This window comes from Duodenibacillus massiliensis (assembly GCF_900128485.1).
In the GTDB taxonomy this organism is placed as follows: domain Bacteria; phylum Pseudomonadota; class Gammaproteobacteria; order Burkholderiales; family Burkholderiaceae_F; genus Duodenibacillus; species Duodenibacillus massiliensis.
On record NZ_LT635861.1, the window covers coordinates 75,994 to 87,986 of the forward strand.

At 56.5% G+C, this 11,993-nt stretch carries 11 protein-coding genes and 2 pseudogenes; 11 read left to right on the forward strand and 2 right to left on the reverse strand.

Going from position 1 to position 11,993, the window contains the following annotated elements:
- Positions 1-74 precede the first annotated feature (74 nt).
- The gene (gene folE2 / locus BQ7486_RS07755; protein WP_022372434.1) at positions 75-878 is read right to left on the reverse strand and encodes a GTP cyclohydrolase FolE2; all 804 of its coding nucleotides are present in this window, start codon (positions 876-878) and stop codon (positions 75-77) included.
- Between the two features lie 328 nt (positions 879-1,206).
- On the opposite strand from folE2, the gene BQ7486_RS07760 reads away from it, so the two are divergent.
- The 10 genes and pseudogenes from BQ7486_RS07760 (at position 1,207) to BQ7486_RS07800 (ending at position 10,530) form a co-directional block, all read left to right on the forward strand.
- Entirely contained in the window at positions 1,207-1,602 is a 396-nt protein-coding gene (locus BQ7486_RS07760; RefSeq protein ID WP_022372435.1) for a hypothetical protein, read from the forward strand.
- 251 nt (positions 1,603-1,853) lie between these two features.
- Complete coding sequence (locus BQ7486_RS11945; protein WP_154666317.1) at positions 1,854-2,018, forward strand: hypothetical protein; 165 nt, start codon at positions 1,854-1,856, stop codon at positions 2,016-2,018.
- Between the two features lie 15 nt (positions 2,019-2,033).
- A complete protein-coding gene (locus BQ7486_RS07765; RefSeq protein WP_074009621.1) occupies positions 2,034-3,455 on the forward strand; it encodes a hypothetical protein in 1,422 nt (473 codons plus the stop codon).
- Positions 3,456-3,677, forward strand: coding sequence for a MerR family DNA-binding transcriptional regulator (locus BQ7486_RS12505; protein ID WP_074009622.1), 222 nt, complete (start codon positions 3,456-3,458; stop codon positions 3,675-3,677).
- Positions 3,678-3,875, forward strand: a pseudogene (locus BQ7486_RS12510) (hypothetical protein); the annotation flags it as partial.
- Between the two features lie 276 nt (positions 3,876-4,151).
- Positions 4,152-5,129, forward strand: coding sequence for an HlyD family secretion protein (locus BQ7486_RS07780; RefSeq protein ID WP_074009623.1), 978 nt, complete (start codon positions 4,152-4,154; stop codon positions 5,127-5,129).
- Between the two features lie 2 nt (positions 5,130-5,131).
- A complete protein-coding gene (locus BQ7486_RS07785) occupies positions 5,132-6,835 on the forward strand; it encodes an ATP-binding cassette domain-containing protein (RefSeq protein ID WP_074009624.1) in 1,704 nt (567 codons plus the stop codon).
- Positions 6,832-7,923: an ABC transporter permease gene (locus tag BQ7486_RS07790; protein ID WP_074009625.1), complete on the forward strand. Its 1,092-nt coding sequence runs from the start codon at positions 6,832-6,834 to the stop codon at positions 7,921-7,923. Before BQ7486_RS07785 ends, BQ7486_RS07790 begins: the two co-directional genes overlap by 4 nt.
- Positions 7,920-9,020, forward strand: a complete 1,101-nt coding sequence (locus BQ7486_RS07795; protein WP_074010087.1) for an ABC transporter permease — start codon at positions 7,920-7,922, stop codon at positions 9,018-9,020. The genes BQ7486_RS07790 and BQ7486_RS07795 overlap by 4 nt, the downstream gene beginning before the upstream one ends.
- Positions 9,021-9,192: 172 nt before the next feature.
- Positions 9,193-10,530 carry an ATP-binding protein gene (locus BQ7486_RS07800; protein WP_074009626.1) on the forward strand — a complete coding sequence of 446 codons (1,338 nt, stop codon included), beginning with the start codon at positions 9,193-9,195 and terminating at the stop codon, positions 10,528-10,530.
- A gap of 87 nt (positions 10,531-10,617) precedes the next feature.
- Here BQ7486_RS07800 and BQ7486_RS07805 read toward each other — a convergent pair.
- Positions 10,618-11,175 (reverse strand): annotated as a pseudogene (locus BQ7486_RS07805) (DUF4143 domain-containing protein); the annotation flags it as partial.
- 314 nt (positions 11,176-11,489) lie between these two features.
- Here BQ7486_RS07805 and BQ7486_RS07810 point away from each other — a divergent pair.
- The gene (locus tag BQ7486_RS07810) at positions 11,490-11,963 is read left to right on the forward strand and encodes a nitrous oxide reductase accessory protein NosL (RefSeq protein WP_074009628.1); all 474 of its coding nucleotides are present in this window, start codon (positions 11,490-11,492) and stop codon (positions 11,961-11,963) included.
- The last annotated feature ends 30 nt before the right edge of the window (positions 11,964-11,993 follow it).

Below are 11,993 nucleotides of genomic sequence, written 5' to 3' on the forward strand. Positions count from 1 at the left end.
AAACGGATAAGCGGCTTCGTTTTTCCGCTGCGCCCGTTATTTTAAAAGAAGCGGGCGGGCCGTGAGCAAAAGCCTCAGACGCGGCGCTTGTCGCGGCTGATTTCGGCGTAGGCCGAGTGATTGTGAATCGACTCGAAGTTTTCGGCGGTGACGTGGTAGCTCACCACGCGGCTGTCGGCGTTTAACTGACCGGCCATGTCGCGCACGATGTCTTCCACAAACTTCGGATGGTCGTAGGCAAATTCCGTAACGTACTTTTCGTCGCTGCGCTTTAAGCGGCTCCAGAGTTCGCAGGAGGCGGACGTTTCCGCAATGCGGATCTGGTCTTCAAGCGACATGTCGGAAGCCAGTTCCAGCGACACCGTCAGGATCGAGCGCTGATTGTGCGCGCCGTAGTCGCTGATTTCGCGGCTGCAGGGGCAAAGGCTCGTTACGGGGGCCTTAATTTCCTGCAGAACCTTCGTCACACCGTCCTTTTTCTCGGCGATGTAGCGGATTTCGTAGTTCATGAGGCTCTTAAGACCGGAAACCGGGCTTGCCTTCATCACAAAGAACGGCGCACTGATTTCGATGTAGCCGTTTTCGGCTTCCAGAAGTTCGAGCATGCGCGCAAGAAGGTTGCGCATCATGGGCTCGGACAAGGGTTCCTTGTTTTCGTAGATGAGCGCCACAAAGCGGGACATGTGCGTGCCCTTGTGCTCGGCCGGAAGGCTCACGTACATACTGGCCTTGGCAACCGTAGGCTGCGCGCCGTCAACGCTTTGGACGGTCATCGGAACCGTAAGACCCCTCACGCCCACGCGGTCAATGGCGATGCGGCGTGTGTCAATCGAGCTCTGCACATCGGGCAGAGGCTGTTTGCAAGTCGTTGTAGTCATATGCTTAGTCGATAAGTAGCTGCCTTATGGGCAGGGCGGCAGGCGACGGGCGCGGCCGCTGAACGGATGTCGATAATTTTCGTCCATCGTTCGACAAAAGTCGATAGTTTTCGTTGATGATACTCGGAAACGGGTGCGCGAATGATAAAGGATTTCATTCACGCGCACGCCGTCCGGGGCGCCGCGTGCGGGTATTTCTTGAGGAGAAGGACCTCAAAACAGAGGAAAATGCGTACAAACGGATGCGTTTGTTTACATTTGCAGGGGCCCGCCCTGCTGCAAAATACCGGTTACGTAATTCTTCTTACAAAGGTTTGTACACACCGCCATGGCGCTTTACATCAACGGCCGTCCCGTCAATCCCATTGTTCAGTTTCTTGTCTCCGCCGTGGTGCTTGCGGCGGTCGTGGGGATCGGCATATTGCTTCTGCCCGTGATCGGCGGCATTTTGCTTTTTGTGCTGATCTGCGTGGCGGCGCTTGCGCTTTACGGCGTCTACTGGCGCTGGCGGCACGGCGATCCGCTGGAAAACTTACGTAAGCGCATGCAGGAAGAGATGCGCGCTCAGGAAGACGCTGAAGACCGCGTGGCTGAAGCCCGTGCCCCTGAAGAGGGGCTCAAGCCCGGCGACAAGGCCCAGGCCGGCGTCAAACGCACCACGGTGGTGGAAGACGCGGTGGTTGTGGAAGAGATTAAGCGGATTCCGCGGGACACGCAGCAGTAAGCGCTCTGAACGCAGAAAGTCCGCCCTTCGGGCTTTGCTAGTCGAGAAAAAATCTCCCAAATCTACCATCATGCTGCTGTAAGGTTAAACGGCGTTTTTTGAACCGCAGGAAAGGAGGCTCACAGAATTTCCCGCAGGAAGCCCGGGGCTTGAGCCCCGGGAGGAATGCGGGCTTTCGAAATTTTTTTAATCTTGGCCCAAACGCAGCCAAACCATGCACATAGTTTTCGCTTAAGGTATATTCAGCCGCTATGAAATCGCGCACACCGTCCCTTGTCATCGAGCTGGGCCTGAAAATCGGAGAGGATCAGGAAAGTGCACTGGAGACCTACTTCTCCGATGCACGCCAGCTCTTCAATGCTGTTCTCGGAACGGCAAAGAAACGCGTGCGCGCCATGAAAAGCACTGAAGCATGAAAGCTCACGGCCGCGATGCCCAAGGGCAAAGACCGCAACAAGCGGTTTAAGGAAATTCAGAAGTCCGCCCTCCTTTCCGAGTATGCCCTGCATGATGTCGTGAAAGAGTACCGTGCCAAGGGCGGCTTTACAAAGCGCATCGGCATCAACGAAGCGCAGAAAATTGCCACACGTGTCTGGCAGGGCATTGAGCGCTGGCTGCTTCATCAGGGAGGTCAGCCGCGGTTTAAGAGTGCTAAACGGGGCTTGCACAGCGTTGAGGGAAAATCAAACAAAGCGGGGCTTCGTTGGAAGGCCAAGACGTGGACGCTCGAGGTTCTGGATCTGGTGATAAAGGCTGAAGCGCCGGATGCCTGGCAGAAAGAAGCTCTTCTTTCAGCAACAGATCCGTCCGGTTTTAAGCGTGTCAAATACTGCCGTCTTGTCCGGCGGATGATCCGCGGCCGTATGCGCTACTTTGTTCAGCTCATTGTCGAAGGCGTACCGCCCGTCAAGCACGTTTATGCTCCCAAGGATCTCAAGGTGGCTGTTGATCCGGGCCCGAGGACCATGACTTTTTACAGCCCCGAGTGGCAGCAAAAAATTTTGGTGAGCGCGGGCACTGTCTCTCAGGAAAAGGAGATTGCGCGTCTTTTACGTGCCATGGACCGCTCCCGCAGAGACACGAATCGGGAGTGCTACAACGCGGACGGCACCGTTAAAGCCGCCGGAAAAAAGATTGTCTGGAAGGAATCCAAGACCTATAAGGCAACAAAGGCAAAACTTGCGGATCTGTACCGCCGCCAGGCGGAAACCCGCCGTTGCCTGCACGGCGAAGTGATTAACCAGGTGTTCGGCAGGGCCGGCACCGTCATTGTGGAGAAGAACTCATACAAAGCATTTCAGAGAGCCGGATACGGCAAGAGTTTGGGCAAAAGCGGTATTGCAGGATTGATAACCCGGATGACAAGTAAGGCTGAAAGCGCCGGCTGTTGTGTGGTGAAAGTCAGTCCCCGGAAACTGCGCCCGAGTCAGCACGATCCCGAAACGGGAACGTACCGTAAGAAGGCTCTTTGGGAGAGAAGTCATCAGTTGGGAGACACGGACTGGTACATGGACCGCGATGTCGCGGCCGCCATGGACCTGTATTTTGCGGATCCAGCCACTGACAGCTACGATCTGAAGGCTGAGCAATCAGCGCTTGCGAGGCTCAAACAAGTCTCAGGGAACGCCGGATCGATAGTGCAGTACAAACCAGAGAATCGGCAAGACGAAGCAGTCCTTCGCCGGAACCGACGGATCGAGCTGATGAAGCCCGTACCCGTAGAGCGGTTGCGTTTTAAATGTTCCTGTGGTGCAGGGGACGCCCGGGCAGACAAGGCCTCAAAAACCTTGCCTGTTGCGGGAAAGCCTGCACTGTGTCAGGAAACCCTGCGCTTTCAAGCGCGGGTTGTTTAGATGACATTGGTCTCCATAGGCCTCGTTGCCAAACAGTACGACGTCTCTGTAAGCACCATCCGTCGCAGGGTTGCGAAGGGCCTGCTCAGTTGCTCCCGTACTTTCGGCGGGCACCGCCGGTTTGTCCAAAATGATGATTCGCCTGAAGAACAGAATGACCGCCGTGATGTCGGTTACGCCAGGGTGTCGTCTCATGATCAGAAAGAAGACCTTGGGCGGTAGATTGAGGCTCTCAACCGTGGCGTTCGGAAGGTAATCAAAACTCGAACCATGTTTGCGCATGAAGAATCCGCCAAGAAGCTGATTTACTTGGCACTTCAGCGCATTATGGAAATCCAGCAGCCGTACCAGTCGTGGTTTCCGGGCACAAAAATCGTTTCTTTGAAGTGTTCCGAGCACCAGTCCCAAAACGCGTCGTAGCGCTCGAGGTGTTGGATTTTGGCAATGTCACCCGCAAGCCCAAAGACGTCACCCTCGGGCTTGATGCTCCCCTGAAAGGACATATTGGAAATTGCGGCCGAAAGTGAGGTGCAGGTCAGAAGCGTACTGGATGCGCATGGCGGTGTCGGAGAACAAACGACGATCGTATTAGAAAGTATTGCGCAAACTGTAACGGCGTGCATGCCTTTGGGTTGAACACAAAAGAAAACGCTGATATACCTGCAATATTGAGAACAAAAACATACGGGGCCAGACATGGCAAAGATAATCCTTGCTGCCGCAGCGGTGGTTGTGTGTCTCGCGGCGGCAGCCGTTGCGGTGTACACCGGTGTTTTTAAGACCGAAGAAGGTGCGCTCAAAATTTACGGGAGCGTCGATATGAGGACCGTCAGCCCCGCCTTTGAAGAGGGTGGCAGGCTCGCCTCCGTTGCGCTCGAAGAAGGCGACACGGTGAAAAAGGGTGAGGTGATCGCGCAACTTGACGACACCCGTTACCGCATTACCCTGGATGCGGCCCGCGCAGCGCAAACCGTTGCGCAGAAAAACCTTGATTTGCTTTTGGCCGGCAGCCGCACCGAACAGATTGACGCCGCACGCGCCCGTGTGGCGGCGTCAGAGGCCGCCCTGCAGCTTTCCCGCCGCACCTGTGAGCGTGAGAAAAAACTCGGCACGGCCACAAGCCCCTTAAGGATTGATCAGGTCTGCTCGCAGCAGAAAGTGGACCTGGCGCAGCGCAATGCGGCACAAAAAGAACTCGATCTGCTTTTAGCCGGCACCCGCGCTGAAGAACTCGAGGTCGCAAGAGCTCGGCTCGCATCAGCGCGCGTGCAGACGGCTGACGCCGAACGGATGCTTAAAAACTGCACCCTCACGGCTCCGGCGGACGCCGTCGTGCGCGAGCGCTTTTTAGAAGCCGGGAGCATGGTTTCAGCGGCAACGCCCGTCTTTGAACTCGCGCTCACCGACCCCCTGTGGGTGAGGGCCTACATCGATGAAGTGAACCTCGGGCGTATCCGTACCGGGCAAAAGGTTGCGGTTTTTACCGACAGCGCGCCGGGTAAGGCCTTTGAAGGCACCGTGGGCTTTATTTCCACGGTCGCGGAATTTACGCCCAAAACCGTGCAGACCGAAGAGCTGAGAACCAGCCTTGTGTACGAGGTGCGCATCACGGTGGCTGATCCCGACGGTGCGCTGCGGCTCGGGATGCCCGTGACGGTTTCGCTGGGGAAATAGTTATGGCCGAGGCCCTCACAGTCACCCGTGTGAGCCGCTTTGAAAAAGGTGCGGTTAAGCCCCTGATTGACGACATCACGCTCACAATCAAAGCGGGGTCGCTCACGGCGCTAGCGGGCGCTGACGGCGCAGGCAAAACCACGCTCATGCGCGTGATGGCGGGCGTGCTGCGGCCGCAAAAAGGCTCGGTGACGGTCTTGGGGGAAGCGCTTTACCCGGAAAACGCGGGCGTTAAAACGCGGATCGGCTACATGCCGCAGAAGTTCGGGCTCTATGAAGACCTTTCCGTCATGGAAAATTTCCTTCTCTACGCCGACCTTTTCGGTATTGACGGTAAAGAGAGGGAGGAGAGAATCGCAAGGCTTCTTGCGATGACGCAGCTCACCGCTTTTACCGCGCGCCCCGCGGGGAAACTTTCGGGCGGCATGAAGCAAAAGCTGGGTTTGGCCTGTGCGCTTTTAAACCGCCCGGACGTGTTGCTTCTGGATGAACCCACGGTGGGGGTGGACCCCTTATCTAAAAAGGAACTTTTTGAGATTCTCAAAGCCGAAAGCGGCGCCGGGAAGATGACGGTCGTCATTGCGACGACCTACATGGACGAGGCCGCGCAGTGTGATCAGGTGGCGCTTCTTGAAGGGGGCCGCCTGCAGCTTACCGGCACTCCCGCTGAAGTCACCGCGCATGCCGCAGGCCGCACGGTGCAGGTCGCGGGCTACACCGGGCGCGTACGGGACGTGCAGGCTGAGCTTTCTGACTCTGCTTTGGTGCTTGACGCCCTGCCGCTTGCCGGAGGCGTGCATGTGCTTTTAAGGGACGGCGTCACGGCGGCAGAGCTTACCGCGGCTTTTCCGGCGCTCACCGTCACGGAGGCCACCGCGCGCCTGGAAGACGGGTATCTTGCGTGGCGGGAAAAGGTCCTGGGCCTTACGCAGACCGGCAATGCACTTACCGTTAAAGGGCGGGCCGCGGTCTCTGACCCCGTTATCCGCGCGCAGGACATCGTGCGGCGGTTCGGGGCTTTTACGGCGGTGGATAAAACGTCGTTCGTGGTGCACCCCGGGGAAATCTTCGGGCTTTTGGGGCCCAACGGCGCGGGGAAAACCACGACCTTCCGGATGATTTGCGGCCTGCTGGAGGTAAGCGGCGGCGACCTCGAAGTCGCGGGCGTCAACGTCCGCGCCTCAAGAAACCTCGCGCGCTCACGCTTAGGCTACATGTCGCAGAAATTTTCGCTTTACGGCAACCTCACGGTGCGGGAAAACCTGCGGTTTTTTGCAGGGGCCTATGGACTGACGAAAAAAGTGGCGGACGCGCGCATTGTGGAGCTCACGGCGTCGCTGGCGTTAACCGACGTCTTGGATAAAACCGCGGGGGAGTTGCCGGGCGGCATGAAGCAGCGCCTGGCGATGGCGGCGGCTTTGATTCACGAACCCTCGGTTCTCTTTCTTGATGAACCCACAAGCGGCGCAGACGTCATGGCACGGCGCCGTTTCTGGCGGTGGATGACGGAACTTTCGGCCGCAGGCGTCACGATTATCGTCACCACGCACTTCATGGAAGAGGCGCAGTATTGCGACCGGCTTCTCATTCAGGATGCGGGCCGCACGATTGCGGCCGGTACCCCTGAAGCAATCCGCGGCGACGCCCCTACGATGGAAGCGGCCTTTATCCGGGTGGTACAGGCGGGGCGAGGAGAGGCGTCATGAGCTTTGCGGACTTTTGGCGCCACACGGCGGCGCTCACCTTGAAGGAAACCCGGCAGATCATGCGGGATAAGAGCGCCTTTTTGCTCGGGATCGTGATGCCTGTGGTGCTCATTATTTTGTTTGGTTACGGGTTAAGTTTTGACATCCGCGACGTGCGCCTCGGGATTGCGCAGGAAGCCAAAACCGGGGAAGCGCAGGCGCTCACAACCGCTTTTACCCATAACCCCGTCTTTAAAACCACGGTTTTCACCTCGCGCGCCGAAGGGGAAAAGGCTTTGAAAGCCTTTGACGTTGAGGCGCTGCTGGTGCTTGAAACCCGGCGGGGTGCGACCGCAGCGCAGCTTTTGATTGACGGCATTGACGCGCCGAGGGCGGTGATGATCGGTAACGCCGTGACGGCTGCGGCGATGATTGCGCGCGTGAAAAACTCACAGGCAGCGGGCGCCGCGACGGTGCCCCGCATCTGGTTTAACGAGAGCGCGGAGAGCCGCAGGTATCTCGTGCCGGGACTGATGGTCATTGTGCTCACGATGACCGGGATGATGCTAACGGGCCTTGTGCTTGCGCGTGAATGGGAGAGGGGCACGATGGAAGCCTTGATTGCAACGCCGGCCTCACCCCTGGCAATTCTCATATCCAAGGTGCTTCCGTACTTTGTGCTGGGGCTCGTCGGCTGGGGGCTCTGTCTTTTAGCCGCGCTTTTTCTCTACGACGTGCCGGTGCGGAGGAGTCTTACGGTGATTACGGTCTCATCCGCCCTCTACCTTTTGATTGGGCTCGGGCTCGGACTCTTTGTTTCGGGCGTGACGCGCTCACAGTTTCTTGCAAGCCAAATCACGATCCTCTCGGGCTTTTTGCCGGCCGTGATTCTTTCGGGCTTTATCTTTGACTTGCGAAGCGCCCCGGTCTGGGCCGACTGGCTTGCGCACGCCTTTCCGCCGGTCTACTACATGGAGCTACTGCGGCTCGGCTTTTTAACGGGCGGGATGCCGGAACTCACGATCCGGGACTTTGCCGTGCTCACGGCCTTTGCCGTATTGTTTCTTACGCTAGCGTACGGGCAGTGCGCCAAGAGGATCCGGAAATGAGAGCGTTTTTCTCCGTGGCGCACACAGCGCTCGTTAAAAAAGAGTTTCTCTCGGTCTTAAAGGACCGCACAAGCCGCATGATTCTTGTGGCGCCCATCATTCTTTACATCATTCTCTTCGGGTATATCGCAAGTTTTAACCTTGAGCGCATCCCTTACGCGGTCTGTGATTTGGCGAAAACTGAGCTTTCCTCCGAGCTCATACGACGCATTGAAGCGGGCGGGATTTTTCAGCGGGTGGCAACGCTTACCAACACTGCGCAGGTAAGGCGCGCGGTTGATGAAACCGACGCGCTTGTGGTGGCGGTGATTGCGCCCGACTTTTCTTCGCGCTTTTATTCGGGCCGCACCGCGCCCGTGCAGGTCGTGGTGGACGGCCGCAACTCCACGACCGCGCAGTTGGCGGCAGGCTACCTGCAGACGATTGTGAGTGACTTTTCGGCCGAAAAAAGCGGCGTCACGGCGGGCGTGGCGATGCGCCTTTTTTATAACCCCAACAACATCACGCAGTGGTTCATCATGCCCGGGCTCATCGTCATGCTTTCGATGCTGCAGACCGTGGTGCTCGCAGCCCTGTCGGTGGCGCGTGAGCGGGAGCAGGGGACGTTTGAGCAACTCTCCGTCACGCCCGTCACAACCGGGCAGATTCTTTTTGCCAAGGCCTTTGTGCCGATGGTGGTGGGACTCATGCAGGCGTGCCTTATTCTCGCGGCGGACTTGTGGTGGTTCCGGATTCCGCTTGCGGGGAGTTTTGCTCAGATTCTTACGATTCTTCTCATTTTTATCGCGGCGGTCGTGGGGCTGGGGCTTGCGATTTCAGCCTACAGCAAGAACATGCAGCAGGCGCTTCTTCTGGTTGTCGTCAACCTCGTGCCGATGGTGCTTCTTTCCGGGCTTTTTACGCCGGTCGCGAATATGGCGGAGTGGGTGCAGGCACTCACGTGGCTCGATCCCCTGCGCTTTGCACTTCTTGCAATGCGGCGCGTGTACCTTGCGGGCTGCACGTGGGGCGAGATGTTTGCGGTGCTCTGGCCTGCGGCAGTGGTGGCAGGGGCGTCATTGCCCCTGGCGTATGTGTTTTTCCGGCGCAAGGTGTGAGTGGCGGGCTGTGTCTCTTGGTTCTTTTAGTGCATGAGATTTGCGCAATTGTGGAAAAATACCAAATGATGGTTGTAGCAATTGTGGAAATATGATGAAAAAGATTTGGCGCAATTGTGAAAAATACTCATAAAATATCTGGCGCAATTGTGAAAATTCATCGGATACCCCAATGTTTGAACGAAAAATTTACCAAGAGATGTTGCGCTGGAAGCATGACTACGCTCCGAAGTACGCCTTGTTTTTAAAAGGAGCACGTCGTGTGGGAAAAACCACGCTGGCTAAGAAGCTTGGCGAAGAGGCATATAAGTCACATATTCTGATCAGGTTTGATCAGGTAACAGATGATGTCCGCAATCTCTTCGTAAACGGGTTACTTGACCTTGATACCCTCTTTGAGACGCTGCAACTGATTTACAAAACAAAACTCTTTCGGGGTGAATCGCTCATTATCCTGGATGAGGTTCAGCTCTTTCCTGCAGCCCGGCAGGCATTGAAGACTCTGCTGGAAGACGGTCGATATCACTACCTTGAAACGGGGTCTTTGGCAGGAATTACTAAAAAAAGCAAGGATATTCTGATTCCGTCGGAGGAGTACTCGCTCGATGTTCTGCCGATGGATTTTGAAGAATTCCTTTGGGCTCAGGATGATCATGTGACAATTCCGATGATCCGCAGTCGTGTCGAGGCGAGAAAGCCTTTCGGAGCCATGCATCAGAGCATCATGAACCGCTTCCGGGAGTACATGCTTGTGGGAGGAATGCCGCAGGTTGTTTCAGCATTTTTACCGGACAAAAATTTTGAGAAAGCTGACTTCGTCAAGCATGAAATTCTCAGGCTCTACAAGCAGGATATGCAGGAACAAAACGAAGAGAAATCCGAGTATGTCGGTAATTTCTTTGAGCAGATTCCGTCAGAACTGTCCAAGCGCGACAAGCGGTTTGTGATCTCGCATATTGATCCGCAGGCCCGGTTGCGCGAATACCGTGGGCCGGTACGTTGGCTTGATGAAGCCATGGTTGTCAACCTTGCATTTAATGTGGAAGACCCGAGCGTTGCTTTTAATCTCGGCATCACGGACTCGTCTTTTAAGTGCTATCTGACGGATACGGGGTTGCTGGTGACTTTGGCCTTTTACGACGGGACATACATGGATAATGACCTCTACAAGGCCGTTCTTCTCGACCGTCTGCAGGTTAATGAAGGAATGCTCGTGGAAAATGTTGTGGCCCAGTGTCTGAGATCCGGCGGGCATAAGGCCTACTTCTACGCAAAACGCGATGCCAAAACGCGTAAAACTGTGATGGAAATTGACTTTCTGATGCGGAAGGGAAAAAAGGTTGTTCCTTTGGAAGTAAAGTCCGGTAAGTCATTGAGTATCAAGTCACTTGAACGTATTAAAGCCACTTACGGCAGCCGTATAGGAGACGGCATTGTTCTTCACCACGGTGAGGTGAAAGAGCAAGACGGCATTTTGTTCTTGCCGTACTACGCGGCTGCGGTTCTGTAGGTGCTGTCTTAATAAGCACTGTTTTCAGTGAGGCCGATGAGTTTGGCCGTCCAGTCCGCCAGCGGCAGCGGAATTGTCATCACGCCGTCAGTAAAACTCAGGTTGTCGTGTGAAAACCGTACGGCAAAGGGCATCTTCTGCCGCACGGCAAAGCGTTTGACGGTGCTCTTTCGGCGGCTGGGATTTAGAGCAAGTTCCGCCGGGATGAGGTCGGTGCAGAAAGTCCGCCGACATCCGGCCGTTTGTCTCGAAGTAGGCCGGTCTTGCCTTAAGCTGCGCCGTGAGACTCTGCGTCAGCGCATTGCGGTTCAGTGCAGCCCGCACGGCAGCAGCCTCGGGCGTTTGACTTTGCAGCGCGTCAGGCGAAATTCCGGCTGCCGCGCGCAAAAGGCCGGTGTCAAAAAGGCTCACCTTGTAAGCGTCGAAATTGCAGTCAGCCGAAAGCGGAAGTGCGGGCTTTCGGGCACGGTAAATCCGTGTGATGAGCCCGGCTTCTTCAAGCCAAAAGACAGCCGACCGGTACTCGCGGGCGCGGGCATCGGTGCTCACCTTTGAGAGGAAAAAGTTCGATGCGCTGGCTACGAGCTGCTGGGGCACCGACTGCCACACGTTTCCGATGCGCCGGGTTTCGGCGCCTTGGGCGTTGGCGGAAAAGTCGCCCCGTAAGGCCTAGAGGTACTGCGCCAAAACGTGATCAGCAGCTGCGATGTCCCGCGCAGACAGAAACGCTGCCGCCGCTTCCGGGGGCCATCCCACGGTAAGGTAGGTCTGCCACACGGAAAAGAGTTCGGTGAGTACCGGAGGAGAAGTTCATTGTTTTTGCACGGGTTTGATGCATATCAATGAGGCTTGAAGATTCCGTCTATGCGTGTCAACGCAAGAAACCGGTTTTTGACTTTCCCTCCGGTACGGTTCTCGCGTAATCTCGGTATCCGTACCGGCAAAAAAAGGAGTGATGGATGGTCGGACTTTGGTTAAGAGCGGGCCTTACTGCCGCGGTGATTTTGACCGTGGGTGCCGCTGCGGCGCAGACACCCGTGATTCACGCGGGCGAGCGCTGTGCTTCCTGCGGCATGGAAATCCTCCGCTATCCCGGTCCCAAGGGCGTAATCGTCATGCCTGACGGCACACAGAAGGCCTTTTGTTCGGCGAGAGCTTTGGCCTGTGAACTCACCAAAGCCGGTGACGTCAAAGGTGCCTACGTGCACGACGCCGGCAAAACCGGCTGGACGCATCCCGATGATGCCGCCATGATTGATGCCCGCAGTGCTTGGTACGTTTACGGCTCCGAAATGAAGGCCGTGATGGGCCCGAGCCTTGCGCCTTTTGCCGATAAGGCCTCCGCAGAAAAATTTCAGGCGGAAAAGGGCGGCAAACTCTTAAGCGCCGAAGAACTCACGGCTCAGGTTTTGGGCTGCCGCGCGCATAATTAAGAAATCCCCACGCCAAACCCAAGGAGAACG